Source organism: Micromonospora sp. NPDC050980, from assembly GCF_040653835.1.
In the GTDB taxonomy this organism is placed as follows: Bacteria; Actinomycetota; Actinomycetes; order Mycobacteriales; family Micromonosporaceae; genus Micromonospora.
Map to the genome: position 1 here is coordinate 419,080 of NZ_JBFAGS010000001.1, position 25,093 is coordinate 444,172.

21 protein-coding genes are annotated in these 25,093 nt (G+C 74.0%); 7 read left to right on the forward strand and 14 right to left on the reverse strand.

Annotation, left to right across the window (positions count from 1 at the left end; genetic code table 11):
- Nucleotides 1-24: 24 nt before the first annotated feature.
- Nucleotides 25-2,055 carry a hypothetical protein gene (locus AB0H28_RS02055; protein WP_358033815.1) on the reverse strand — a complete coding sequence of 677 codons (2,031 nt, stop codon included), beginning with the start codon at nt 2,053-2,055 and terminating at the stop codon, nt 25-27.
- Nucleotides 2,056-2,977: 922 nt separating this feature from the next.
- On the opposite strand from AB0H28_RS02055, the gene AB0H28_RS02060 reads away from it, so the two are divergent.
- From AB0H28_RS02060 to AB0H28_RS02075, 4 genes are all read left to right on the forward strand, one after another.
- Nucleotides 2,978-3,616, forward strand: coding sequence for a TetR/AcrR family transcriptional regulator (locus AB0H28_RS02060; RefSeq protein ID WP_358032864.1), 639 nt, complete (start codon nt 2,978-2,980; stop codon nt 3,614-3,616).
- Nucleotides 3,617-3,681: 65 nt separating this feature from the next.
- On the forward strand, nt 3,682-3,909 hold the full coding sequence (locus AB0H28_RS02065) for a DUF3107 domain-containing protein (protein ID WP_030502928.1): 228 nt from the start codon (nt 3,682-3,684) through the stop codon (nt 3,907-3,909).
- A 435-nt stretch (nt 3,910-4,344) separates the two neighbouring features.
- Nucleotides 4,345-6,006 carry a DEAD/DEAH box helicase gene (locus tag AB0H28_RS02070; protein WP_358032867.1) on the forward strand — a complete coding sequence of 554 codons (1,662 nt, stop codon included), beginning with the start codon at nt 4,345-4,347 and terminating at the stop codon, nt 6,004-6,006.
- A 162-nt stretch (nt 6,007-6,168) separates the two neighbouring features.
- Complete coding sequence (locus AB0H28_RS02075; RefSeq protein ID WP_358032869.1) at nt 6,169-7,323, forward strand: SAM-dependent methyltransferase; 1,155 nt, start codon at nt 6,169-6,171, stop codon at nt 7,321-7,323.
- Here AB0H28_RS02075 and AB0H28_RS02080 read toward each other — a convergent pair.
- Nucleotides 7,320-7,751, reverse strand: a complete 432-nt coding sequence (locus tag AB0H28_RS02080; protein ID WP_358032871.1) for a hypothetical protein — start codon at nt 7,749-7,751, stop codon at nt 7,320-7,322. The two genes, AB0H28_RS02075 and AB0H28_RS02080, sit on opposite strands and share 4 nt — an antisense overlap.
- A 187-nt stretch (nt 7,752-7,938) precedes the next feature.
- On the opposite strand from AB0H28_RS02080, the gene AB0H28_RS02085 reads away from it, so the two are divergent.
- Nucleotides 7,939-8,358, forward strand: a complete 420-nt coding sequence (locus AB0H28_RS02085) for a helix-turn-helix transcriptional regulator (protein WP_278109355.1) — start codon at nt 7,939-7,941, stop codon at nt 8,356-8,358.
- A gap of 30 nt (nt 8,359-8,388) precedes the next feature.
- On the opposite strand, the gene AB0H28_RS02090 is transcribed toward AB0H28_RS02085, so the two are convergent.
- From AB0H28_RS02090 to AB0H28_RS02130, 9 genes are all read right to left on the reverse strand, one after another.
- On the reverse strand, nt 8,389-9,366 hold the full coding sequence (locus AB0H28_RS02090; protein WP_358032874.1) for a hypothetical protein: 978 nt from the start codon (nt 9,364-9,366) through the stop codon (nt 8,389-8,391).
- On the reverse strand, nt 9,353-9,583 hold the full coding sequence (locus tag AB0H28_RS02095) for a heavy-metal-associated domain-containing protein (protein ID WP_358032876.1): 231 nt from the start codon (nt 9,581-9,583) through the stop codon (nt 9,353-9,355). The genes AB0H28_RS02090 and AB0H28_RS02095 overlap by 14 nt, the downstream gene beginning before the upstream one ends.
- A gap of 127 nt (nt 9,584-9,710) precedes the next feature.
- The gene (locus AB0H28_RS02100; protein WP_358032879.1) at nt 9,711-11,828 is read right to left on the reverse strand and encodes a DEAD/DEAH box helicase; all 2,118 of its coding nucleotides are present in this window, start codon (nt 11,826-11,828) and stop codon (nt 9,711-9,713) included.
- Nucleotides 11,829-11,939: 111 nt separating this feature from the next.
- Nucleotides 11,940-13,058: a branched-chain amino acid ABC transporter permease gene (locus AB0H28_RS02105; protein WP_358032882.1), complete on the reverse strand. Its 1,119-nt coding sequence runs from the start codon at nt 13,056-13,058 to the stop codon at nt 11,940-11,942.
- Nucleotides 13,055-13,945 carry a branched-chain amino acid ABC transporter permease gene (locus tag AB0H28_RS02110; protein ID WP_358032885.1) on the reverse strand — a complete coding sequence of 297 codons (891 nt, stop codon included), beginning with the start codon at nt 13,943-13,945 and terminating at the stop codon, nt 13,055-13,057. The genes AB0H28_RS02105 and AB0H28_RS02110 overlap by 4 nt, the downstream gene beginning before the upstream one ends.
- A complete protein-coding gene (locus tag AB0H28_RS02115; RefSeq protein WP_358032887.1) occupies nt 13,945-14,673 on the reverse strand; it encodes an ABC transporter ATP-binding protein in 729 nt (242 codons plus the stop codon). Before AB0H28_RS02115 ends, AB0H28_RS02110 begins: the two co-directional genes overlap by 1 nt.
- Nucleotides 14,670-15,413 carry an ABC transporter ATP-binding protein gene (locus AB0H28_RS02120; protein WP_358032889.1) on the reverse strand — a complete coding sequence of 248 codons (744 nt, stop codon included), beginning with the start codon at nt 15,411-15,413 and terminating at the stop codon, nt 14,670-14,672. The genes AB0H28_RS02115 and AB0H28_RS02120 overlap by 4 nt, the downstream gene beginning before the upstream one ends.
- A gap of 3 nt (nt 15,414-15,416) precedes the next feature.
- The gene (locus AB0H28_RS02125; protein ID WP_358032892.1) at nt 15,417-16,619 is read right to left on the reverse strand and encodes a substrate-binding domain-containing protein; all 1,203 of its coding nucleotides are present in this window, start codon (nt 16,617-16,619) and stop codon (nt 15,417-15,419) included.
- Between the two features lie 748 nt (nt 16,620-17,367).
- Nucleotides 17,368-18,483, reverse strand: a complete 1,116-nt coding sequence (locus AB0H28_RS02130) for a glycerophosphodiester phosphodiesterase (RefSeq protein ID WP_358032895.1) — start codon at nt 18,481-18,483, stop codon at nt 17,368-17,370.
- 106 nt (nt 18,484-18,589) lie between these two features.
- On the opposite strand from AB0H28_RS02130, the gene AB0H28_RS02135 reads away from it, so the two are divergent.
- Nucleotides 18,590-19,924 carry a potassium transporter TrkG gene (locus AB0H28_RS02135; RefSeq protein WP_358032898.1) on the forward strand — a complete coding sequence of 445 codons (1,335 nt, stop codon included), beginning with the start codon at nt 18,590-18,592 and terminating at the stop codon, nt 19,922-19,924.
- Nucleotides 19,914-20,582 carry a TrkA family potassium uptake protein gene (locus AB0H28_RS02140; RefSeq protein WP_358032901.1) on the forward strand — a complete coding sequence of 223 codons (669 nt, stop codon included), beginning with the start codon at nt 19,914-19,916 and terminating at the stop codon, nt 20,580-20,582. The genes AB0H28_RS02135 and AB0H28_RS02140 overlap by 11 nt, the downstream gene beginning before the upstream one ends.
- Before the next feature lie 59 nt (nt 20,583-20,641).
- On the opposite strand, the gene AB0H28_RS02145 is transcribed toward AB0H28_RS02140, so the two are convergent.
- From AB0H28_RS02145 to AB0H28_RS02155, 3 genes are all read right to left on the reverse strand, one after another.
- Complete coding sequence (locus AB0H28_RS02145; protein ID WP_358032903.1) at nt 20,642-22,294, reverse strand: serine/threonine-protein kinase; 1,653 nt, start codon at nt 22,292-22,294, stop codon at nt 20,642-20,644.
- A 71-nt stretch (nt 22,295-22,365) separates the two neighbouring features.
- A complete protein-coding gene (locus AB0H28_RS02150) occupies nt 22,366-23,919 on the reverse strand; it encodes a fused MFS/spermidine synthase (protein WP_358032905.1) in 1,554 nt (517 codons plus the stop codon).
- Nucleotides 23,920-23,955: 36 nt separating this feature from the next.
- The gene (locus AB0H28_RS02155) at nt 23,956-24,924 is read right to left on the reverse strand and encodes a hypothetical protein (protein ID WP_358033818.1); all 969 of its coding nucleotides are present in this window, start codon (nt 24,922-24,924) and stop codon (nt 23,956-23,958) included.
- Between the last annotated feature and the right edge of the window lie 169 nt (nt 24,925-25,093).

Consider the following 25,093-nt stretch of genomic DNA (forward strand, 5'->3'; position numbering starts at 1 on the left):
GCGCCGGCCCCGACCGCACAACGCTCAGGCGAGCAGCGCCTCCAAGCGGCGGTTCACCGCGGCCAGGGTGGCCCGGACCACGGCCTGTCGCGGATCGCCGGCCACCAGCGCCGAACCGGCCAACTGCTCCACCCACCCGTCGCAGACCAGCAACGCCACCACGGTCGCCACCTCGCAGTTGCCGAACGGCACCACCGCGGCGTGCTCGACGAAGCAGCGACCCCGCCCGCCCGGCGGGGCGTCCCCGCCGGCGAGCAGTTCGTCCACCGCGGCCGCCGCGGCCACCGCGCAGAGCCGCAGCACGTAGCCGTCGACCGCCGGCCCGGTCGCGTGCCCCTCGGCCGCCCGGTCGCCGGCGAGCAGGCGGACCTCGGTGGTCGCGTCCAGCCCGAACGTGCTCACCAGGACGTGGTCGATCACCACCCGGGGCCCCGGCGCGCCGCCCGGGTCGAGCGGTCGCGACGGCGCGGTCTCCGTCGTGGTCATCTGCCCGCCGGAGTATGACGTGCCGAGCGTGACCGGGCTGCCGGTGGGCATGCCGCTCGGCGCGGCGGCCAGCGACGTCTCGTCCACAGTGGCCCGGCCCCGGTGGGTGGACTGCCGGCGTCGGCGCGGCGGCTCGCCGGCCTCGCCCGGCGCGTCGGCGAGCCGGCCGGCGCGCGACTCGGTCCCGCCGAACCGGCCCTCGCCGGAGCGGTTCTCCGCCGGACGGTTCGGCGCCGGCCGCCCCACCCCAGCCTTCGCCGCCGGGTCCTCCTCGGCGGGGCCGGACCCGGTGACGGCCCGCGCCGGGGCGTCCGTCGCCTCGTCGACGCGCGACCGGGGCGTACCGGACCGGGGTTCGGCCGGCGGCAGGTCGGCGAAGCGGTCGGCGCGCGCCGCGGCGGACCGGCGGCGGACCGGCGGCGGGGGCAGCGCCGGGGCGCCGGGCAGGTTCTGCGGTGCGGCGGCCAGACCCATCCGCTCCTGGAGCAGGCGGGCCACCAGGCGGCTCACGTCGGCCGGGTCGGCGCCGTCGGCCAGGTCCAGCCGGAGGCTGTGCGCGCCGGCCGGGGTGCGACGCAGCGCGGCGTCGCGGACGCCGGCCACCTCGCGGACCGCATCCAGGATGGCGTTGACGTCGAAGCCCTCCGGCCGTTCGCGCAGCGGGGCGGGTTCGTCGTCCCGGCGCAGGTGGGTCGCGATGCGGGCCAGCTCGGGAGTCTCGGCGGACGGTTCCACGGCCGGTGGTTCCGGCACCACCGGCACGTCCGGCTCGGCGGGGACGCGCTGCGGCAGCACCGCCGGGGCCGGCTCCGCCGGCGGGGACCCGGCGGCGGGCTCACCGGCGGCCGGCGGCTCGGGCGCGGACCGGCGGGCCGCGTAGGGCGGGGCGCTCGTCGGGCGGGACGCCCGGTAGCTGTCGAACGACGCCGGTGCCGCGGAGACGGGCGACACTCCGGCCGGCTCGGCGGGCGGCTGCTCCGACGCACGCCGGGGCTCGTCGGCCGGCTCACCGGCGGCCCGGGCGGGCTGCGCGGGAGCGTACGCGGCCGGCGGTGGACCGGCCGGCGTCTCGTGCACGGCCGGCGGCGCGGCGGGCGGCTCGGGGCGCGTGCCGAACGGGGTCACCGGCACCGGCGGGCCGGCCCAGGAGGGCCGCTGGACGGCCGGCTCGTGAACCGGGCGCGGGTCGGCGTCCGCACGGGGCAGTCGGAACGGCCGGGTCGGCTCGGGGTGGTGCGGCGACTCCGGCCCGGCCGCCGACTCCGCCCGCACCGGCCCGTACGGCCGGATCGGCTCGGGCCGGGGTGGCTCGTATCCGGTGGGCGGATCGACGCGGGCCGGCTCGTACGGCCGCACCGGGTCCGGCGCCCACTCGGCGGCGGCGCGGTCCTCGCGGGCGGCGCGCCGGCCGGTGGACTCGTCGTCGTGGGACGCCCGGTCGGTGGGCTCGTCGTCGCCGGCCGCCCGATGCCCGGCCGGCTCCTCCGTGCGGGCCCACGGCGGGGCCCAGCCGTCGCCCCAACTCGGGCGGTTCCAGGACGGGCCGGACCAGCCCGGCGAGACACCCACGCCGGAATCGTTCGCCTGGATCTCGGCGGGGCCGCGCGGCGGCTCGGGCTCGGCCGGACGGTGTGCCGACGGCTCGGCTGGACGGTGTGCCGACGGCTCGGCCGGGGACTGCTCGGCCCGGTCGGCGGCGGCGGTCGGCTCACCCGGCCCCCGCTCGGCCCAGCTTCGGTGCGACGACGGGGTGGCCGGGTCGACGGTAGGCGCGTGGAACCCCGGCGGCACCTCGAAACCGGAGGCGGCGGCGCCGACCGGCGGCACCTGGAGCGCCGGCGGCGCGGAGGTCGGAGGGCTCTCGGCCCAGCGGGGGACCGGCCCGGCGACGGTGTCGTCCGGGACGTGCCGGGAGCCGGCGGCGTCGGGCTGCTGCTCGATGGTGGGTGCGGGTCGCGGGGCCGGCACGGCCAGCCGTTCGCCGTCGGTCCCCCGCGGCGGATCGCCCACGGGCGGGGCGCTCACCGGCGCCTGGCGGGTCACGGGCGGCTCCTCCCCGGCGTGCCGCACGCCGTTGACGTGCCGGCCGTTGACGTGGGCCGGCGGCGCCTCGGCCGGGTGACCGGGCAACGGGGCCGGCAGGTCACCGTGCCGGGGCGACGAGGCGGCCCAGCCGCCGCCCAGATCGCCGTAGGGCCAGCCGCCGGGCGCCGGGGCGCCTCGGGACCAGCCGCCCGCCGGGGGCGCCCAACCGCCGCCGGTGCGGGCCGGGTCGTCCTGCTGACCCGTCCCGTCGCCGTGCTCTCCCGGGGTGGCGGCTCCGGGTTGCCCTGTTTCACTCACCGCGCGCTCCTTGGTCGCCCCCGCTGAGGCTACCGTGTGGTGACAGTGGCGATAAGTTACAGCGGCGGGCCAATTCCGCGACGGGTTCACGAACCCGGCCCGGTTCGGGTGATACGTGCCGGCTCGACGCAGATACTCGGAGGTTCCCATGACCGCAGTCGGGAACGGTGCCCAGACGGCCGGCCGGCCCACCCGCCTGCCCCGCTCGGCGCGCCGTAAGCAGCTGCTGGCCGCCGCCCAGGAGGTGTTCGTCGCGCACGGCTACCACGCCGCCGCGATGGACGACATCGCGGAGCGGGCCGGGGTCTCCAAGCCGGTTCTCTACCAGCACTTCCCCGGGAAGATGGAGCTCTACCTCGCGCTGCTGGACACGCACTGTGACGCCATCGTCGCGAAGGTGCACGACGCGATGCGCGGCACACACGACAACAAGGAGCGGGTCGGCGCGGCGGTGCGGGCCTACTTCGACTTCGTCGACCACGAGAGCGAGGCGTTCCGGCTGGTCTTCGAGTCCGACCTGCGCAACGACCCGGCGGTGCGGCAGCGGGTGGAGCGGGTCGAGCAGGGCTGCATCGCGGCGATCACCGACACCATCATCTCGGACACCGGCGTCAGCCGGGCGCACGCCGAGCTGCTCGCGTCCGGGCTGGTCGGCGCGGCGGAGACGGCCGCGCAGTTCTGGCTGGCCGGCGGCCGGCAGGTGGCCAAGCCGGAGGCGGAGGCGCTGGTCGCGGCGCTGTCCTGGCGGGGCATCGCCAGCTTCCCGCTGCAAGGCGAGTCAGCCTGAACATCGCGCCGCCCGATCGGATAGCCTTCCCACGGTGGCTTTTTCGCCCCAGTTGAGGAGGCACAGTGGAGGTCAAGATCGGCGTGCAGTACGCGCCGCGGGAGCTGGTCCTGGAGAGCGCGCAGTCGCCGGCCGAGATCGAGCAGATCGTGACCGACGCCTTCGCCAGGAGCGAGGGCACGCTCTCCCTGACCGATGAGAAGGGCCGTCGGGTCATCGTGCCGGTCGGCAAGGTCGCCTACGTCGAGATCGCGGAGGCCTCACCCCGCGCCGTCGGGTTCACCGTCCGCTGATCCGCGTCGCACCGGTCGCCGTGGCGGGGCCCACCCGCCGCGGCGGCTCAGTCTTTCCGGCCCGCTCCGCCTTGCGGCCCGCTCCGCCTTCCGGCCCGCTCCGCCTTCCGGCCTTGCTCTGCCTTCCGGCCCGCTCGGTCGTTCCGGTCGCCCACCCGTTCGGCAACCCCACCTCATGTGACTCAAGTCACATGAGGCACCCCCTGGATGCGGGGCCGACACCCGGAATCGGGACGACTCAGGGGCTGTTCAGGTACGATGAAAGAGTTGCCGTGGGCACCGACCAGGTCAGCTTCGCTGATCAGCACCGGTCCCCGGAGCGCGTGCGGCCCGGTCCGGCTCGGCGAAACCGCCGCCGACCGCGTGGCCCGCGCCAAACCGTCCGCGCCCTGAGGACATGAGGGGCGCACCACGAGAGGGCACCCCCACATCCACATGAGTGAGCAGATTACCGGCCAGCCACTGGCCCCCACAGCTCCGGTACCGCCGGAGGCACCCACGTTCGCCGCGCTCGGCGCCCGTCAGGAGACCGTCGAAGCGCTCGCCGCCGCGGGCATCACCCGCGCCTTCGCCATCCAGGAATACGCGCTGCCGATCGGCCTGCGCGGCGTCGACCTCATCGGCCAGGCCCCGACCGGCACCGGCAAGACGCTCGGCTTCGGCATCCCGCTGCTCGAGCGCGTCTTCGCCCCGTCCGAGGGGAGCGACGGCGTGCCCCAGGCGCTTGTCGTCGTCCCCACCCGCGAGCTGGGCATCCAGGTCGCCAAGGACCTCGACGCCGCGGGTCGCACCCGGGGCGTGCGGGTGCTGCCGATCTACGGCGGCGTCGCCTACGAGCCGCAGATCGAGGCACTACGCAGGGGCGTCGAGATCCTGGTCGGCACGCCCGGCCGCCTGCTCGACCTGCAGAAGCAGAAGCACCTGCGGCTCGACCGGGTGCGCGCGCTCGTCCTCGACGAGGCCGACCGGATGCTCGACCTGGGCTTCCTGGACGACGTCGAGAAGATCCTCGCGATGCTGCCGGAGGACCGGCAGACCATGCTCTTCTCGGCCACCATGCCGGATCCGATCGTCGCGCTGTCCCGGCGCTTCCTGCGTCGGCCGGTGACGATCCACGCCGGGCACACCGCCGAGACGGGCCCGTCACCGCAGACCCAGCAGCTCGCCTACCGCACCCACTCGATGAACAAGGTCGAGATCGTGGCGCGGATCCTGCAGGCCGAGGGCCGCGGGCTGACGATGATCTTCACCCGCACCAAGCGGGCCGCCGACCGGGTCGCCGAGGATCTCGACTTCCGCGGCTTCGCGGTGGCGGCGGTGCACGGCGACCTGGGTCAGGGCGCCCGGGAGCGGGCCCTGCGGGCGTTCCGCGCCGGCAAGATCGATACGCTCGTCGCCACCGACGTGGCGGCCCGGGGCATCGACGTCACCGGCGTCACCCACGTGATCAACTACGACTGCCCCGAGGACCAGGACACCTACACCCACCGTATCGGCCGCACCGGCCGCGCCGGGGCGACCGGTGTTGCGGTGACGTTCGTCGACTGGGACGACGTGCCCCGCTGGCGCATCATCGACAAGACCCTCGGGCTGGACATGCCCGAGCCGCCGGAGACCTACCACACCTCCCCGCATCTCTACACCGACCTGGACATCTCCCGGGACGTCAGCGGCACGCTGCCGACCGCCGAGCGCACCCGCGCCGGTCTGTCGGCCGAGGTCGAGGAGGACCTGGGCGGCGGCCGGTCCCGGCGCGGTGACAGCCGCGGCCGAGGTGGGGACAGCCGCGGCCGGGGCGGAGACCGCAGGCGCGGGCACAGAGGCGAGACCGACGGCGCACCCGCCGCCGGGAGCGAAGCGACCGACACCGGGGCGGACGAGGGCACCCGCACCCCGCGCCGCCGACGTCGTCGCCGGGCCGGCGAGACGGTGGCCGGCGAGCAGCCGAGCGGCGTGGTCACCGCCGCGGGCGACGCGGAGCCGGCCGTCGCGGCCACCGACGAGGGCGGGACCGCCCCGAGGCCACGCCGTCGCCGTCGCCGCCGTGCCGGCAGCTCCGGCACGCCCGCCGAGGCCACCAGCACCACCACCGACTGACCAGAGACACCACGGCCCCCGGACCACCAGTTCCGGGGGCCGTTCCCTGCCCGACGCCGACGGCGTCGATCATGAGGTTGGCCGCGCGACACGCCGCGGACGCCGCCGCCAACCTCATGATCGACCAGCCCGGCCGGGGGCAGGAGAAGGAAGGGGTACGCCATGGCGGAACCGTTGGACGCGGCGTTGCGGGAGGTACGCGCGCTGCTGCTCGGTCCTGGCCTGACCCGGGCCGTGGCCGCCGGTCGGCGGCGGGGGCAGCTGCCCTCGGTGGTCCGCGCGGAACTGCGCCCGGTCACCCTCAAGGCCGGCCCCCGGCTCCAGATCGCCACCTCGGACGGCGCCCGGCCGCACACTCGCAACGTCGCCCCCGGCGCGGAGGCCGACGCGGCCGTCGACGAGCTGCTCGCCGAGCCGTTCGGCAACTGGCACGTGGAGACCGCCACCGCCACGCTCCAATTCCGGGTGACCAAGTCCGGCGAGGCGCAGGTGCACCGCGCCGCGGCCAGCCGCCCGGCCGGCGCGCCGGCCGGGCACGACCGGGCCAAGGACTGGCTGCTCGACCCCGGTGACCCGCTGTTCGACGCGATCGGCGGATCGGCAGCCAAGCGCCGACAGGTCGATGCGTTCCTCCGGGCGCTCGCCGCCACCCTGCCGGACGACCTCACCGGCCCGCTGCGGGTGGTGGACCTGGGCTGCGGAAACGCTTACCTGACCTTCGCCGCGCACCGGTACCTGACCCGGCGCGGCCTGGACGTGACGCTGGTCGGCGTCGACGTCCGCGAGGACCAGCGTCGCCGTAACACCGAGCTGGCCGAGCGGCTGGGCTGGGCCGACCGGGTCAGCTTCGCGGCCGGCACCATCGCCGAGGCGCCTGTCGAACCGGCCCCGGACCTGGTGCTGGCGCTGCACGCCTGCGACACCGCGACCGACGAGGCGCTGGCCCGGGCGGTGCGCTGGGGCGCCCGCTGGGTGCTCGCCGCCCCGTGCTGCCACCACGATCTGGCCGCGCAGTTGCGGGCCCGTCCGACTCCGGGGCCGGACGAGCTGCTGACCCGGCAGGGCATCCTGCGCGAGCGGTTCGCCGACGTGCTCACCGACGCGCTGCGGGCCGGGCTGCTCCGGCTGCACGGCTACCGCGCCGAGGTGGTGGAGTTCGTCGACTCCCGGCACACGCCACGCAATCTGCTGATCCGCGCGCGACGCACCGCGGGCGCGCCGAGCGACGACAACCGGTCGGAATATCGGGAGCTGGTGGAGCGGTGGGACGTCACGCCCCGGCTGGAGACGCTGCTCGCGGACCCGGCACCGCGCTAACGGCGGCGCTCGCCCCGGTTGCGGTCGCCCCGGTCCAGCGCCGACACCCGCTCGCCCGGGCCGCGGTTGATGGATCGTTCCGTGTCCTGCGGCGGGCTCGGGAACGGCACCACCTTCGCCGGCTGCTCGGCGTTGCCGGCGGCGGCGAAGGCGTTCCAGGAGATGTCCACCAACAGCCGCTTCAGCTCGGCGTGCCGGTCGGCGGCGTTGCGCTGGAGCGCCAGCCGCACGCCCAGCACCACACCGACCAGCGTGGTGCAGACCGCGCCGGTCGCGGCGACGAGATGCCGGCCCTCCGCCGGATCGCCCTGTGCCGCCAGCACCAGCAGCCAGATCCAGAAGCCGAGCGCGAAGACGCCGGCCTTGGCCACGAAGAAGAGGCTCACCGCGCCGGGGCGGTGTGGGACGGGACGGTCCGGCTCGGCCATGCTGCTCCTCTGGATTAGCTGCCGGGGAGGTTTCGTCCAGCTTAGTTGACAGTTCGCAACTGTTCACGCTGCGTTGGTCCCACCCACGGGACCATCCGACCGATCAGTCAGTTGTTTCTTCGCGCGGGCGTACTAGGCTCGGTGCGCAGAGGCCGGGCGCACCGGCGGAAGGGACGATTCCGCAGGGATGGGTTCCACCGAGGTTTCGCCGCAGATGGCCTTCGCGCGCTTCGTGCGACGGGCCATCGACGACGCGCGCGAAGAACGCGGTTGGACGGTGACCGACCTCGCGACCCACACCGGCGTCGGCCGCTCCACCGTGTTCCGCTGGCTGGCCGGCGACTGGCAGGACTATCCCGAACTCGCCAAGGTGCGCGGCTTCTGCGCCGCTCTCGACCTGCCGGTGGCCGCCGCGTTCCGCGCGCTGGGCCTGCCCGACGCCGGGTCCGTGCCCCGCCGCCGCGGCGCCGAGGACGGCCCGGTCGAGGCCGACGTGCGGGTGATCCTGGACCGGCTGGCCGACCCGAACGTCCCCGCCGAGGAGAAGCACCACATCCGCGACCTGCTCCGCTACCTGGCGCGCCGTCCGGTCCGCCGGGCCGGTTGACGTCGACCACCCGGCGACCCGCTCCCGGGGTCAGTCGACGGTCAGCGTGAATGCGGCGGTCCGCACCACGCCGCCGACCTGGAAGTCCAGGAACATCCGGTAGCGGCCCGGCCCGGGCGCGGTCAACCAGAACGTCACCGCGTCACCGTCTGGCACCGGCTCCGGGTGCACGTGCAGGTAGCCGAGGTCGCCCTCGCGCAGCGCGACCAGGTGCCCGTACGCGCCGAGGTAGGGCTCCAGCGGCGCGGCGCCGCCGTCGGCCCCGGTGACCCGGAACCGCAGCGGCGCCGAGCGACCCACGTCGGGCGTGCCGGTGTAGGCGGCGCTGAACCCGTCGACCGTGGCCGACCGGGCCGGGGCGGGCAACGGGCGGGGCGCGTACCCGCCGGGCACCGCCAGGTCGGCGCCGAGCACGGCGGCGACCTGCCGGCCGTCGTCGGCGACCGCGGTGAAGTCCGCGTACATCCGCCAGGCGCCCGGGTCGGACGGCGTCAACGGCACCGACCAGGTGCCGTCGGCGGACATCGTGGGGTGCAGGTGCCGGTAGCCGGTGAGGTCGCGGCGCACCACGATCACGTGCATCGGCTTGTCGTGCACGACGGCGAACCGGGTGACCGCCCGGCGCCTGTCGTCGCGGATCTGGAACCGCAGCTCAGCGGCGCGGCCAACGGCCAGCTCCCGGGCCGACGGGACGAGCGTGTAGCCGGCCGAACTGATCGACAGGCCGGTCGCGCCGTCGCCACCGCCCTGAGTGACCGTGGCGCCGTCGTGCGAGTGCGCGCCGGTGCCGGGCGGGTGTGAGTGGTCTCCGCCGGCCGGTGCGGCACCGCCGGCCGGGACCGGGGTGGCCCCGGCGGCCCCGGCCGGGCTCGCGGCCGGGTTCAGCCGGCCGAGCCCGAAGCCGAGCAGGACGGCCAGCACCAAGCCGCCGACCACCAGGGCCAGCCGCAGGGTCTCCCGGTCCACCGCCACCGGGCCCGCCGACGCTTCCGACTCAGGCAACGCCACCGACCAGCTCGTAACCCGCCTCGTCGACGGCGGCGCGGACGGACTCCACCGGCAGCCGGGCCGCGCTGGTGACCGTGGCCGTCCCCCGGCTCAGGTCGATCCGGACCTCGTCGACGCCCGGCAGCGCGGACAGCTCCTCGGTCACCGCCCGGACGCAGTGTTCGCAGGTCATCCCGGTCACGGTGAACGTCTGGACGACGGGTCGCTGCTCGGTCATGGCCCCACGGTACCGCCGGCGGGGCCGCCCGCCGACGACGCCCGCGCGGACGGTGGTGCCGCTCGCACCCGCCGCGTCTCAACAGGGGCTCGTTTCTCTACCGGAGGCGTTAACAGGGGGCCCCTCCTTACGCCAGGGCGAGTGCGAGCGGCAGCACGTCCGGGGTGCCGGCGCGGCGCAGCAGTCGCGCCACCACACCCATCGTCCAGCCCGAGTCGACCAGGTCGTCGACGAGCAGCACCGGCCCGGCCAGCGTGGGCAGCGTGCCGGCCAGCTCGTCCGGCAGGCGGAACGCGTCGTGCAGCGCGCGTACCCGCTGGGCGCTGTTGCCGCGCGGCCCGCCGGCGCCGGCCCGATCGGTCGGGACGACCACGCCGAGCACCGGCAGCCGGCCGACCGCGGCGATCCGCTCGGCCAGCGAGCCGATGAGTTGCGGCCTGGTCCGGGAGCCGACCGCGACCACGGCGGCCGGGCGGCGCGGCCAGGGGTCGTCGCCGTGCGCCCACGCCTTCAGCACCTCGACCACGGCCGCGGCCACGTCGTCGGGCACCGGGCCGTCCGGCGCCTCCGGCCCGACCAGGCCCCGCAGCCGCCCGCCCCACCCCAGGTCGGACAGGCGGCCCACGGCCCGCCCGGGCAGCGCCTGCTCCGCCGGTGGGATGCGGCCCTTCAGGGGTACGCCGACCGCGTCCAGCCCGGTCGGCCAGAGCTTCTTCGGCGCGATCTGGACGCCGGGGCGGCCGAGGAAGGTCTGCGCGGCGGTGAGCGCCTCGGCGGAGACGTCGGCGCCGAAGCGCGGGCCGGTGCAGTTGTCGCACCGGCCGCAGTCCGCCGCGCCGGTGTCGTCGAGCCCTTCCCGCAGGTAGCGCATCCGGCAGCCGGAGGTGGCCGCGTACTGGAGCATGGCCCGCTGCTCGGCGGCGCGTGCGTCGGCGACGCGCCGCAGGCGGGCCTCGTCGTAGACCCAGGGTTCGCCGGTGGCGAGCCAGCCGCCGCGTACCCGACGGACCGCGCCGTCCACGTCGAGCACCTTGAGCATCAGCTCCAGCCGGGCGCGGCGCAGGTCGACGACCGGTTCGAGGGCCTGGGTGGAGATCGGCCGGTCGGTGTCCAGCGCGGCGAGCACCGTGCGGACCTGCTCCTCGGGCGGGAAGGCGAGCGAGGCGAAGTAGCGCCAGATGGCGGCGTCCTCCGCGCCCGGCAGGAGCAGCACTTCGGCCTGGTCGACGGCCCGGCCGGCGCGGCCCACCTGCTGGTAGTAGGCGATCGGCGACGGCGGCGCGCCGAGGTGGACCACGAAGCCGAGGTCGGGCTTGTCGAAACCCATGCCGAGCGCGCTGGTCGCCACCAGCGCCTTGATCTTGTTGTCCAGCAGGTCCTGCTCGGCGGCGCGGCGGTCGGCGTCCTCGGCCTGCCCGGTGTAGGACGCCACCGACCAGCCCCGGCCGCGGAGGAAATCGGCCGTCTCGGTGGCCGCGGCCACGGTCAGCGTGTAGACGATCCCCGAGCCGGGCAGCCGGTCGAGGTGGTCGGCCAGCCAGGCCAGCCGGTGGGCCGGGCTCGGCAGTTCGAGTACGCCGAGGCGCAGGGACTCCCGGTCCAGCGTGCCGCGCAGCACCAGGGCGTCGCCCAACTGCTCCGCCACGTCGCGGGTGACCCGGGCGTTGGCGGTGGCGGTGGTGGCGAGCACCGGCGTGCGCTCGGGCAGGTTGGCCAGGAACGTCCGCAACCGCCGGTAGTCGGGGCGGAAGTCGTGCCCCCAGTCGGAGACGCAGTGCGCCTCGTCCACCACCAGCAGCCCGGTGGTGGCGGCGAGCTTCGGCAGCACGCCGTCGCGGAAGTCCGGGTTGTTCAGGCGTTCCGGGCTGATCAGCAGCACGTCGACGGCGCCGGCGGTGATCTCGGCGGTGATCTGGTCCCACTCGTCGAGGTTGGCCGAGTTGATGGTGCGGGCCCGGATGCCGGCGCGGCCGGCGGCGTCGACCTGGTTGCGCATCAACGCCAGCAGCGGCGACACGATCACCGTCGGTCCGTGCTCGCCGCCGGACCGCAGCAGCGCGGTGGCCACGAAGTAGACGGCCGACTTGCCCCAGCCGGTGCGCTGGACGCAGAGCACCCGTCGCCGGTCGACGACAAGCGCCTCGATGGCCCGCCACTGGTCCTCGCGCAGCCGGGCGTGGTCTCCGGCGAGCCGCCGCAGCACCGCCTCGGCCCGGTCCCGCACGGCCGTCCGCTCCTGACTCATCCGGCATTTCTACCAGGGGCGGCGTCCGGGACCGGCGGCTCGCCTCGTCGATCATGAAGTTGACGGCACCGGTCCCGGCGTGGCGTGCCGCCAACTTCATAATCAACTTGGTCAGCGGCGGTGGCGCAGGGCGGTGATCAGGGGGGCCAGGCGGGAACTGAGGCCGGCCAGGCCGCCGGGGAAGAAGTAGACCGCCAGGATGAAGACCGTGCCCAGGACGAACAGGGGCTGGGACAGCGGGTGGCTCAGGAACGCCGGCAGGCTGTTCACCGCGTCGCTGCTGCCGAACGCGGTGAGCCGGTGGTCCAAATACATGTAGAGGATGCCGCCCAGCACCGGCCCCCACCGCGTACCCGGGCCGCCGAGCACCACCATCACCAGCAGCGACAGGGTCAGCTCGGACGAGGTGATGTGCGGGCTGGCGCCACCCACGATCAGCACGTAGACCACCCCGCCGGCGCTCGCCAGGCCCCCGGCCAGGGTGAACGCGACAAGCTTGAACCGGTACGGGTCGAGCCCGAGCACCCCGATCCGCCGCTCGTCGTCGCGCAGCCCGGCCAGCACCCGCCCGGTCGGCGAGCCGCTGACCCGGTGCACCACCAGGACCACCAGCGCCAGGTAGGCCAACGCCAGCCAGTAGAGGTTCACCGTGTTGGTGACACCGACAAGCGCCGCCGGCAGCCCGGAGACGTCCAGCGGCAACCCTTCCTCGCCACCGGTCAGCCCGCCGAAGTCCCGGGCCACCAGGATCGCCCCGACCTGCGCGAAGGCCAGCGTCACCATGGCGAACGCGATGCCCACGGTGCGCAGCGCCACCGCCCCGAGCAACGCGGCGAGGGTGGTGCCGCCGAGCACGGTCAGCACCGCGGCCTGCCACAGCGGCAGCCCCGCCTTGGTGACCAGGATGTCGGTGCCGTAGACGCCGGCGGCGAAGTAGAGCGCGTGCCCGAAGGAGAGCATCCCGGTGCGCCCGAACAGCAGGTCGTAGCCGGCCGCCAGCCCGCCGAAGACCAGGCAGATGGCGAGCAGTTGCAGCGTGCCGGGAGAGTTCAGCGGCCCTTCGAAGATCCCGGGCAGGTTCAGCGTCGAGTAGGGCAGGATCGCGGCCACCACCAACGCGACCAGCGGCAGGTACGGGCGCAGCCCGTACCAGCGGCCCCGGTCGGGGGTCAGCTCGTCGGGCACCGTGGCCGGCGGCGCGGACACCTCGGCACTCTTGACCTCGGTCATGCGTGAGCCACCTTTCCGGCCAGGCCCTGCGGACGCAGCAGCAGCACCACGGCGAGCAGGCCGACCACGCACAGGTCACCCAGCCCGGACGTGCCGTAGTAGTTGACGAACTGTTGCAGCAGCCCCACCGCGACCGCCGCGTACGCGGACCCGACCACCGAGCCCATCCCGCCGATCACCACCACGATGAAGGCGAAGATCAGCAGCGAGCCGCCCTGGCCGGGCGAGACGGTGCCGAAGTAGACGCCGCCGAGCGCGCCGGCCAGCGCGGCGGCGGCCCCGCCGATCGCGAAGACCAGCGTGAACGCCTTGCGCACGTCGATGCCGAGCGCGGTCACCATCTCCCGGTTCTCCACCCCGGCCCGAATGATCAGCCCGTACCGGGTCCAGCGCAGGAACGCCAGCAGCGCGCCGAGCACCAGCACGGCGGCGACGATCAGCAGCAGCCCGGCGTTCGGCACCTGCGCACCGAACACCGCTGTCACCTGCCGGCTCCAGTCGGGCCGCGGGAACGTCCGCGGGTCCGCGCCCCAGGTGGCCTGGAGCAGCGCCACGCCGGCCAGCGACAGGCCGACGGTGACCAGCACCTGCTCGATGGTGCGGGAGTAGAGCGGCCGGATCAGCACCAGCTCGACGAGCACCGCGACCAGCGAGCCGGCCAGCACCCCGAAGAGCACCGCCACCACGAAGCCGAGGCCGTCGGACCCGGCGCCGGGCAGGTTTCCCGCCGCCCACCAGGTCGCGTACGCGCCGACGCCGAGGAACAGCCCGTGCGCGAAGTTGAGCACGTCGGCAAGGCCGAAGACCAGGGACAGGCCGGAGGCGACCAGGAAGTAGAGCGCCGCCAGGCCCAGCCCGGTCAACGTCAACAGGACCACCGTGTTCATCAGGCGTGCACCTCCCCGGAGCCGACACCCAGCAGCGACTTGGTCAGCGCGGTCTCCAGCAGCAACTCCCGGGCGTCGCCGGTCCAGGCCACCCGGCCGGCGGAGAGCACCACCGCGTCGGACGCCAGCCGCCGCACCACGGCCAGGTTCTGCTCCACCAGCAGCACCGGCACGGATTCCGCGACCCGCTCCAGCACCTCGGCCACCTCGGTCACCACCTTCGGCGCCAACCCCTTGGTCGGCTCGTCGACCAGCAGCAGCCGGTTGTCGTTGAGCAGGACCCGGCCGATGGCGAGCATCTGCTGCTGCCCGCCGGAGAGCGACCCGGCCCGTTGCCGTCCGCGCCGGTCCAGCTCGGGGAAGAGCGCATAGACCTTGTCGTACGCCGGGGTGGCGCCCCGCCGCTCCGCCAGCCGCAGGTTCTCCGCGACGGTGAGCCCGGCGAAGACGTCCCGGTCCTCCGGCACGTAGCCGAGGCCGCCGCGGACCAGCCGGTGGGTGGGGCGGGCGAGCAGGCTCTGCGCGCCCATCCGCACGGTGCCGCGCACCTCGCCGTTGCGCGGGGTCAACCCGACGATCGCCCGCAACGTGGTGGTCTTGCCGACGCCGTTGCGCCCGAGCAGCACGGTGACGCCGGTCGGCGCCACCTCGAACGACACGCCCTGGAGGATGTGCAGCCCGGCGATCCGCACGGACAGGTCCGCCACCGACAGGATCGGCTCACTCATAGCGACTCCCCCAGGTACGCCTCCTGCACGGTGGCGTTGGCCATCACCGTGTCCGGGGTGTCGCAGGCCAGCAGCGCGCCGTGGTGCATCACGGCGATCCGGTCGGCCAGCTCCAGGATCACGTCCATGTGGTGCTCCACCATGAGCACCGCCCGGCTGCTGTCCCCGGTCAGTGTCTTGATCACGCGGACCAGCTCGGGCACGTCCTCGGCGCTCACCCCGGCCATCGGCTCGTCCAGCAACATCACCCGGGGTTCCCCGGCGAGCAGCAGGGCGATCTCCAGCTTGCGCTTCTCGCCGTGGGCGAGCGTGCCGGCCAGCGCCGTACCCCGGTGGTGCAGGCCGACCCGGTCGAGCGCCGCGTCGGCGGCGGCGGCCACCTCCCGGTCGGCCGCCGCCCGCCGCCACAGCTTCATCGAGCCACCCCGGTGTGCCTGTACGGCGAGCCGGACGTTCTCCCGCACGGTCAGCGAGCCGAAGACCGAGGACGCCTGGAAGGTACGCCCCAGACCGAGCCGGGCCCGCCGGTGCGCCGGGAGCGTGGTGACGTCCGCCCCGTCCAGCAGCACCTTGCCCTCGGTGGGCCGGCGCAGACCGGTGATCAGGTTGAACAGGGAGGTCTTGCCGGCGCCGTTGGGCCCGATCACGCCGAGGAACTCTCCCGGTCGCAGGTCGAGGTAGACGGAGTCGACGATGGCGACCTCACCGATCCGCCAGGTCAGACCGCGGGTGGCGAGCACGGGTCAGCCCTTCATCTGCGCGACCGGCGGTGCGGTCTCGTCACCGGTGAGCGTCTTCTGCGCGGTCGCCGTCATGCTGGTGCCGCTGCCGGAGAGCTTGGCCTGGTACATCGGCTGGAGCAGCGCGTGGTCCTCGGCGCGGATCTTCATGGTGCCCTTGACGCCCTCGAACTCCCAGCCCTCCAGCGCGGTGACCATCTTCTCCACGTCGTCCCCGCCCTCCTGCACGGCCCGGACGATCATCTGCGCGGCGGCGAACCCGTCCGGGTGGAACAGGTCGAGGGTGCCGCCGGGGATCTTCGCCTTGGCGGCCTTGGCCGCCTCGGTGTCGCTCGCCCCGTCGAAGTAGTGCGAGAGGAACGAGATCTTGCTGCCGGCCGCGCCGAACGTCGGCCAGGAGGCGCGGATGTCCAGGCCGGTGACGACGGTGGTGGAGGCGAGCACGCCCTGCTGGTCGAGCGTCTGCCACATCGCGCCGGCGGTGGTGCCGGCCCAGGCGACGAAGAGCAGGTCCGGCTTGGCGGCCTTGATCTGGCTGGCGAACGGGGTGAACTCGGTGGCGCTGGCCGGCGCGCGGACGCTGCTCACGGTCGCGCCGGCGCCGCCGATCACGGCCTTGACGGCGGCCTCGTTCGCGTCGCCGAAGGCGCCGTCCTGGGCGAAGACGACGACCTTCTTGCCGGCCGCGTCGCCGATGAACGACTTGGCGGTCGTCACGTCCTGCCACGACTGCCGGCCGGAACGGAAGGTGTACTTGTTCGCACCGGTGACCGCGTCGGTGGCGGCCGGGCCGGAGATGAACAACACCTTGTTCTGCGCGGCGATCGGGGCCACCTGGAGCGCCACCCCGGAGGAGGTGGAACCGGCGATGATCTTCGTGCCCTTGCCGATCATGTCCTTGGCGGCGGACACCGCCTTGGCCGGGTCGCCCGCGTCGTCGGCCTCGGTCACCTCGATCGTGCGGTCACCGACCTTGCCGGTGCCCTTGGTGGCGTAGTCGAGGCCGGCCTTGAACCCCTCGATGTACTGCTTGCCGTAGCTGGCCAGCGGCCCGGACTGGGAGTAGACCAGCCCGACCTTGACCGGGGCGGCGTCACCGCCGCCGGAGGCGGTGTCCTGCGGGCTGCCACAGGCCGTGGCGACCAGCGCGGCCGCGGTCATCGTGGCGGCGGAAAGGAACACCCGTCGCGTGTGCCGGATCGTCATTGCGACTCCAGGTGAGGACAGGGGAATGTCAGTTGTCGGCTCACGCTAGAAGTGACGTCACCCACGGGCTATGTGGTCGGCGCACACAAGTCCCCGGAGCGGGATGGCCGCAGGTTACAAGGCCGGACATCACCGCGTAACCCGGCCGACCCGGGGTGGCCCGCCCCACCACGCGGGGCACGGCCGGAATGTCGGGCCGGGCCATCGCCGTCCCGCCCGGTACGTCCCCGGCGTGCACCAGTCCCGAGTCGCCGAGAAGGACAACTCCCTCCCGACTGCCTTTAGAGCTGATATCAGCTTCGACTCGCCGCCGCCCCACCGGCCGCGGCACCCCACGGGCCACGCCGCGCCGGTCCCGTGCGCCGCCGGCTCGGCGGAGTGGCGGGGTCCCGGGTGCCGGGAAACCACCACTCCGGCGTAGTGGAGTCGATCATCGGGGGGCCCACCGGCCACCACCCGACGGTCGGACGGCATGAGCCGACCCCGGAACCGCGCAGCGGGCGTGAGGCGTGGGGCGGATGCCGGGCGGCCGGCACGGCGTGAGTCGAATCTGATATCAGCTCTAAAGGCGCTCGGAGGAACAGCCGCCTCGGCCCGAGCGGCGGAGAAAAACGCACGCGCTGGTGTCGGTGCGGCCGGCCACGCACGAGCGGGCCGCGGTGGACGCGCCGTCGGGGTGCCCGCACGAACGCGGACACCGCCGTCGGGGTGCCCGCGCGAGCGCGGACACCCCGGGAGCGAGCCGACGTCAGCGGCCGGCGCGGGCGGCGACCGCCGTGTCCGGCTGGTCGGCGAACGCGCCGTCCAGGCCGAGGCCGAAGAAGAGCTCGTACTCGGACGTGATGTCGCCGCGCGCGTTCGGGTCGGCGCCGAGGCGGAAGTCCACCGGCAGGAACTGGTTCTCGGCCCGGAAGGTCCAGGCGTGCACCACGAGCCTCAGCCGGTGCGCGTCCCGGATCACCGAGGTCGGCGCGAGCAGCCGGCCGGCGACGTCGCGGGGCACGATCAGGTTCTTGTTCAGGCCGACGCCGTCGGCGTACCGGGCCACCCAGGCCAGACCGGCGGCGGTGGCCAGGTCGGCATAGGTCCGCCGGTCGCCGCCGGCGGTGAAGTCGTAGGGCGCGCCGGTCGCGTCCATCAACTGGACCAGCCGCACGTCGATCATCCGGTCGAGCTTGCGCAGGTTGGCGGTCTCGAAGCTCTGGATGAAGACCGGGTCGTTGCGATGGGTCAGCCGGTTCCGGCGCAGCACCGCGACCAGCGGCTCCTCCAGGGCCAGCCCGATCGAGGCGAAGTAGCTCGGGTGCTTCGTCTCCGGGTAGACCCCGATGGTCCGGCCGCGCGCCTTCGACTCGGCCCGGGCCAGGTCGATGACCTCCTGGAAGGTGGGGACCTGGAACTGCCCGTCGAACACGGTGTTGGTCGCCCGCACCTGCGGCAGCCGCTCCTTGGCCCGCAGCGTCCTCAGCTCCGCCAGCGTGAAGTCCTCGGTGAACCAACCGGTCACCGCCACGCCGTCGATGGTCTTCGTGGCCCGGCGGGCGGCGAACTCAGGGTGCGCCGCCACGTCGGTCGTACCCGAGATCTCGTTCTCGTGTCGGGCGACCAGGACGCCGTCCTTCGTCGAGACCAGGTCCGGCTCGACGAAGTCGGCGCCCAGCCGGATCGCCAGCCGGTAGGACTCCAGCGTGTGCTCCGGGCGGTAGCCGCTCGCGCCACGGTGGCCGATCACGATCGGTCGCTGGGCCGCGCGGGGACGCTCGGCGCGGGGGTCCGGGCCGGCCTGGGCGGCCACTGCCGGCACCACCACGGCCGCCGCGAGCAGCGCGCCGGCCATGCCGAGAGCGGAAAGGGTACGTCGCAACGCAGTCTCCTGTCGTCGATGGGTACGCACAGCAGACCGGTCCCGGTTGACCGCCAGTTGGTCGGTTCCTGACCTGCCGGTGAATCTCCGGACGGAAGATGACGTGGTGCGCCGCCTGCTCCGCAAGCCCGTTCGGCTGGTGCCGCTCGGGTTCCTGGTGGTGATCCTGGCCGGCACCGGGTTGCTCATGCTGCCCTGGGCCACGAGCGAGCGGCGCTACACCTCGTTCGAGACCGCGCTGTTCACCGCCACGTCGGCGGTGTCGGTGACCGGCATGACCCTGACCGACACGCCGAACTACTGGAACCACTTCGGGTTGGTGACGATCACCGCGCTCACGCAGCTCGGTGGCCTCGGCATCCTGACCGGCGCGTCACTGGTGATCCTCGCCGTCTCCCGCCAGCTCGGCCTGCGCAACCGGTTGCTCGTCCAGGCCGAGACCGCCGAGTTCGGCCTCGGTGACCTGCGCCGGCTGCTGCTGCGCATCGCGGCCACCGTCTTCGTCACCGAGGCGCTGGTCGCCGCCGTGGTCGGCGGGCGGCTGTGGCTGGTCTACGACTACGCCCCGGCCCAGGCGATCTGGTCCGCCGTGTTCCACTCGGTCCAGGCGTTCAACAACGGCGGCTTCACGCTCTACACCGACGGTCTGGTCGCCTTCGCCCGCGACCCCTGGGTGACGCTGTCGCTCAGCGCTGGCGCCATCATCGGTGGCCTGGGCTTCCCGGCGCTGTTCGAGGCGGCCCGGGAGTGGCGGCGGCCGTCGCGCTGGGCGATCGCCACCAAGCTGACCGTCTGGGGCAGCCTGGTGCTCATCGTCGCCGGCTCCGGCTACCTGCTGCTCGCCGAGTGGGGCAACCCGTACACGATCGGCACCTACGACGCGCCGGGCAAGGTGCTCGCGTCCTTCGGCCAGATCGCGCTGAGCCGGACCGGTGGCTTCGACCTGATCAACGTGGACCGGCTCGCCGCGGAGAGCTATCCGATGTTCGTCGGCCTGATGTTCATCGGCGGCGGCAGCGCCAGCACGGCCGGCGGCATCAAGGTCTCCACGTTCTTCCTGCTCGGCTTCGTCATCTGGGCGGAGCTGCGCGGCGAGCCGGACATCACGGTGGGGCACCGCCGGGTGGCCCCGGCCAGCCAGCGGCAGGCGCTGACTGTCGCCCTGCTCAGCGTCGCGTTGGTCACCGCCGGCACGGTCGGGTTGATCGCGTTGACCGCGAACGTACGCTTCTCCGCCGCGCTCTTCGAGGTCACCTCCGCGTTCAGCACCACCGGTCTCACCGTCGGCCTCACCCAGCAACTGCCGCCGTCCGGCCAGTACGTGCTGATCGCCCTCATGTACGTCGGCCGGATCGGACCGCTCACCCTCGGGTCCGCACTCGCGTTGAACACCCGGCGACGGCTGTACCGCTATCCGGAGGAGCAACCCATTGTCGGCTAGACACTCGGACGACACCGGCGTCGTCGTGATCGGCCTGGGCCGGTTCGGCTACCACCTGGCCGGTGCGCTGGCCCGTCTCGACCACCAGGTGCTCGCCATCGACCGGGACCCGGCGCGGGTCCAGCGTTGGGCCGCCGAGCTGGATCGGGTGGTCCAGGCCGACGCCACCGAGGAGATGGCGCTGCGTCAGCTCGGCGTGGCCGACTTCGCCCGGGTGGTGGTCGCCATCGGCGCGTCGGTCGAGGCCAGCGTGCTCACCGTGCTGGCCCTCAACGAGCTGGGCGTTCCGCAGATCTGGGCGCGGGCCACCTCGGAGAAGCACGCCAAGATCCTGCACTCGGTCGGCGCGCACCACGTGGTGTTCCCGGAGGCGGAGACCGGCGAGCGGGTCGCGCACCTGATCGTCAGCCGGATGCTCGACTTCATCGAGTTCGGCGACGACTTCGCGATCGCCAAGGTCCGGGTGCCGGCGCCGCTTGTCGGACGCGCGCTAGGCGACCTGGCCCCGCGGGAGCGGTACGGGGTGATGGTGGTCGGCGCGAAGCGGCCCGGTGAGCCGTTCCGCTACGCCGGGCCGGACACGGTGCTGGCGCCGGAAAGCGTGCTCATCGTGGAGGGCAGCATCACCCAGGTGCAACGCTTCGCGGCGCTGACCTGACCGTCAGCCCATCGGCCCCTTGCCCTTCCCCTTGCCGTGCCCACCCCCCTTCGGTTGCGCTACTTTGCTTTTCCCTTCGGACCGTCCTTCGCCTTGGCGGGTTTCGGCGGTTTGGGTTTCGGTGCCGGCTTGGCCTTCGCCGGCCCGCTCCCGGCCGAGGTCTTCGAGGTCTTCGTGGTGCTCGTGTTCGTGTTCGTGGTCTTGGCGGGCGGCTTGGCCGGTGCCGTGGTCTTCGGCGCGGTGGTGGTCGGCACCGACCCGGCGATGCCGGACACCTGCACCCCGCACGCGCTGCCGCCGACCTTGAACTCCACCGGAAGCGTGTTGCTCCCGGTGTAGCGCCCGGCCAGCGTGAGCTTCGTCGACGCGCCCGGCGCCAGCGCCGGGTCGGCCGCCGGGGCCGCCACCGACACGGTCCGCCCCACCTGACGTGCCGGGGGCTGGGCCGTGGTGACCGCCTGCTTGCCGGGGAAGCTGAAACTCATGGTCCAGTCGCGCAGCTCCCGGGTGCCGGTGTTGGTGAGCGTCAACTCGGCCGAGAAGTCCTTGCCGGTGTCGCGGCGCAGCGAGTAGTCGACCGCGCAGGGCGCCGGCTCGGGCAGCCCCATCCGCGCTTCGGTCGGCTCCACGCCGCCGCTGGCCGGGCTCCTCGACGTCACCCCCCACATCGCGGCGGTGACCGCGATCAGCCCGGCGGCGGCCACCCCGGCCTCCACCTTGCGCCGCCGCGCCGCCGACCGTCGGGTCCGGGTGCGGATCGCCGAGTACGGCAGCGCGTCGGTCGCCGCCGACCAGGGCAGGATCGTGGTGTCGGCGTTCTCCGCCAGCGCCGGGTCGACGGCGCCGAACGCCGGTGACACCGGCACGATCGACGCGATCCCGACCGCCTCGGCGAGCGTACGGGCCAGCTCGGTGGTGGGCGGGCGGTCCTCGGGGCGCTTGGCCAGGCACCGCCCGACCAGCTCGGCGACCTCACCGGGCAGCCCCGGCACCGGCGGCATCGGGTCCGGGTCGCGGTACATGTGCGCGCGCAGCATCTCGGTGGTGGTGCTGGCCTGCCACGGCAGCCGGCCGGTGAGCATCCGGTAGAGCAGCAGGCCGACCGCGTAGACGTCGGTGGCCGGCGAGACGTGACCGTTGTTGAGCCGCTCCGGGGCGAGGTAGGCGGGCGTGCCCAGCAGCGCCCCGTCCGGCCCCTTGTCGCTCTCCCCCACCAGCGCCGAGATGCCGAAGTCGACGACCTTCACCCCGGTCGGGGTGAGCATGACGTTGCCGGGGGTCACGTCCCGGTGCACCACGCCCCGGGCGTGCGCGGTGGCCAGCGCCGAGGCGACCTCCGCGCCGATGGTGAGCGCCTCCCGCCACGGGAGCTGCCCGTCACGGCCGAGCCGGCCGCTGAGCGGGCCGCCGTCGACCAGTTCCATGACCACGTACGGCACGGTCAGCCCGACCTGGACCGACTCGCCGTAGTCGTACACGTTCGTGATGTTGGGGTGGCAGAGTCGCGCGGCGGCCTGCGCCTCGACGCGGATCCGGTGCCGAAACGCCTTGTCGGTGGCGAGCCGGGAGGCGAGCACCTTGACCGCCACCTGCCGGCCGAGCACCTCGTCGTAGCCGCGCCAGACCACCGACATGCCGCCCGCGCCCAGCTGCTCGACCAGGCGGTAGCGCTCACCCAGCAGCTGCACGCCGTTCCTGACCGCTGCACCCATGGTCGGTGCAGTTGCCCGAAGTGGTCCCCGCTACACCTGTCCGGTCGTAATCGGTCAGGAAAGTCACCCGTTCAGGCGGTCGCCAGGAGTTGGTCCACCGGGGCGAAGTCGTCGGTGAGCACCCGGGCGTCACCGACCCACGCGGCCGTCCTCGCCTCGTCGAGCAACTCGGCCGGCTCGGGAAGACCCCTGAGCCCGGCGGGAATCCCGGCCAGCGGCAGCGGCACGTCCGAGGCGACGATGACGAAGTTCGCCCCCTGCCGGCCGGCGATCGCACCCGGCGGGGCGATCAACGCGACGTGCGCGAACACGGCCGAGACGGTGGCCAGCTCGGCCCGGACGAACCGGCCCGGCGGATAGTCGATCACGTTCTGCACGTAGATCCCGTCCGGGCGCAGCACCCGCCGGATGTCCGCGGCCATCTCCCGGGTGGCCAGGTGCCAGGGCACCACCAGATGACCGAACGCGTCGCCGACGATGAAGTCCCGGCTGTCGGTCGGCTCGCCGCCGAGCAGCACCCGCGCGTCGCCGATCTGGGCGCGCAGCCGCGGCCCGGTGCGCAGGCCCAGCTCCCGCCGGTCCAGCTCGACCAGGCCGCCGTCGACCTCGAAGACGAGGTTGTCGGTGCCGGGCCGGGTCGCCGCCAGGTAGCCGGGCACGGTGAAGCCACCGCCGCCCAGGTGCAGCGCGTCCATCGGCTGCCCCGCCGGCCGCGCCAGGTCCGCGACCAGGCCGATCCACTGGGTGTACGAGTATTCCAGGTGGGTCGGATCGGTCAGGTCGACGTAGGAGTGCTGCGCCGAGTTGAGGAAGAGCGTGCGCCCGTCCGGCGAGCCGGGGTCCGCCTCCACCCGGGCGCAGTGGTAGGCGGTCTCCACGTCGCACGGGTTCGGCGCGGCGGCGGTGAGCCCGGCGGCGGAGAGGCCGAGCAGCGCGAGGGCCGCCTTGGCCCGGCCCGGCGTCGGCAGCCCGGAGCCGGAACGTCGCCGCAGCCAGAACCCCAGCGCCAGCCCGGTCACGCCGAGCACCGCGGCCAACGCCAGCACGATCACCGAGCTGGGCAGCGCTGCCACCAGGATGAAGCCGGTGCCCAGGGTGGCGGTGATGCCGCCCAGCGTGCCGATGCTGGAGAGCTTGCCCACCACCTGGCCGGTGCGGCGCAGGTCGGCGAGTTGGAGCTTCACCACAAGCGGGGTGATGCCGGCGAGCAGCGCCGCGGGCAGCAGCACGGTCAACGCGGTCAGCAGGAGCACCGCGCTGGCCGCGCCGCCGCGCAGCACCTCACCGGCGTAGCGGACGATGGGCAGGGTGATCGCGGTGGCGATGCCGGCCAGCACCAGGGCCGGGGCGAGCAGGAGGCGCGGGTCCCGCCGGTCGGCGAGCCACCCACCCATCCACGCCCCGTACGCGATGGCGGCCAGCGCCATGCCGATGACCGAGCTGGTCACCTGGAGGGTCACCCCGACGTACGGGCCGACCAGGCGCAGCGAGACGGTCTCCAGCACCAGCACCGCCCCGCTGGAGAGGAAGACCAGGAAGGCGGCCAGCCCGTTCGGCAGGGCGCGCGGCGCGGCCGGCGCGTCGGTCGCCGGCCCGGTGGCGATGTCGGACGATGTGCTGCTCACCGTGGCGAGGGTACGCGGCGTTCCTGGCCGTCCGGGTCAGTACATCGAGATGTGAACATGGTTTGTGTGGTCTGCGGCCGGGCTGCCACCACCGCTGTACGCCCGCCAACCGGTGTTCGGCATCCAGATCTGCCGATACCAGATCACGTACATGATGCCGAGCCGGTTCGCGTTGTTCTTCGCCCAACTGGCGAGGCGGTCGCCGTACGACTTGTCGCCGCCGGTGGCGCTGCGGTCCTCGAAGCCCCCGCTGGCGGCCGAGAAGTCGCAGGCTCGCCCCTTGGGGTGCTCACCACCGCCGCCGCTACGGTGGCAGGAGGCGTAGCGGGTGAAGCTCGCGGCCTTGGCCTGCTGGAGCATGTGCAGGGTGCGCGGTGTGATGCAGCCGCTGGCCGGTGTCGGGTCGTTCACCGAGCAGGACTCCGACGGCCACGAGCCGTCCGAGTTGCGCGGGGCCGGCTTGGCCGACGAGGAGCTGCCGCTGAAGCCGGCGCCGGCGCCGGAGCTGACCTTGGCCAGCGCCACCTCGGCGTCCTTCTTCTTCCGGGCCAGCACCGCAACCTGCTTCGCCTGCTCCCGCACCTCGGCGTCGAGGGCCAGCTTCGACTCGGCGGCCTGCGCCTTCGCGGCGGCCAGGTCACCGAGGCGCTTGCTGTCGCGCTGCGCCATCATGTCCAGCTCGGCGGCCCGGTGCAGGAAGTCGTTCGGCCCCGAGCTGGCCAGCAGCATCGACACCGGGGTCAGCCGGCCCTGCCGGTAGGACTGCACGGCCACCTCACCGGCCTGGGCGGTCAACCCGACGAGGCGCGCCTCGATGTCCTTGAGCTGGACGGCCAGCGCCTGCTGGCGGCGCTTCGAGTTGTCCAGCTTGTTCCGGGCGTCGATGTGGCCCTTCGCCGCGGCCTCCAGCGCCGCCCGCAACTGCTTGCTGTCGCCCTCGTCGGGGGCGTTCGGGCTGGGCGCGGCGGCGGCCGGGCCGACCGTGGCGAGGCCGGCGCCGAGCAGCACGGCCGTCGCGGCGAGCAGCGCGAGCAGCGACCGGCGGACGCGCCGGCCGGTGAGCCTGGTCCTGGGCACGTGATGGTCCTTCCGTCAACCGCGGTCACGATACCGGACCAGGCGCGTCGCGCCAGATTCGTGACCGCCGACGAGGCGGATCGTCGACACGGCGTGT

What these genes read in the sequence shown, in the direction of transcription:
- AB0H28_RS02060 (WP_358032864.1), top strand. Translation starts at nt 2,978, where the DNA reads ATGACCGCAGTCGGGAACGGTGCCCAGACGGCCGGCCGGCCCACCCGC.
- AB0H28_RS02070 (WP_358032867.1), top strand. Translation starts at nt 4,345, where the DNA reads ATGAGTGAGCAGATTACCGGCCAGCCACTGGCCCCCACAGCTCCGGTA.
- AB0H28_RS02075 (WP_358032869.1), top strand. Translation starts at nt 6,169, where the DNA reads ATGGCGGAACCGTTGGACGCGGCGTTGCGGGAGGTACGCGCGCTGCTG.
- AB0H28_RS02080 (WP_358032871.1), bottom strand. Translation starts at nt 7,751, where the DNA reads ATGGCCGAGCCGGACCGTCCCGTCCCACACCGCCCCGGCGCGGTGAGC.
- AB0H28_RS02085 (WP_278109355.1), top strand. Translation starts at nt 7,939, where the DNA reads ATGGGTTCCACCGAGGTTTCGCCGCAGATGGCCTTCGCGCGCTTCGTG.
- AB0H28_RS02095 (WP_358032876.1), bottom strand. Translation starts at nt 9,583, where the DNA reads ATGACCGAGCAGCGACCCGTCGTCCAGACGTTCACCGTGACCGGGATG.
- AB0H28_RS02100 (WP_358032879.1), bottom strand. Translation starts at nt 11,828, where the DNA reads ATGAGTCAGGAGCGGACGGCCGTGCGGGACCGGGCCGAGGCGGTGCTG.
- AB0H28_RS02105 (WP_358032882.1), bottom strand. Translation starts at nt 13,058, where the DNA reads ATGACCGAGGTCAAGAGTGCCGAGGTGTCCGCGCCGCCGGCCACGGTG.
- AB0H28_RS02110 (WP_358032885.1), bottom strand. Translation starts at nt 13,945, where the DNA reads ATGAACACGGTGGTCCTGTTGACGTTGACCGGGCTGGGCCTGGCGGCG.
- AB0H28_RS02115 (WP_358032887.1), bottom strand. Translation starts at nt 14,673, where the DNA reads ATGAGTGAGCCGATCCTGTCGGTGGCGGACCTGTCCGTGCGGATCGCC.
- AB0H28_RS02125 (WP_358032892.1), bottom strand. Translation starts at nt 16,619, where the DNA reads ATGACGATCCGGCACACGCGACGGGTGTTCCTTTCCGCCGCCACGATG.
- AB0H28_RS02145 (WP_358032903.1), bottom strand. Translation starts at nt 22,294, where the DNA reads ATGGGTGCAGCGGTCAGGAACGGCGTGCAGCTGCTGGGTGAGCGCTAC.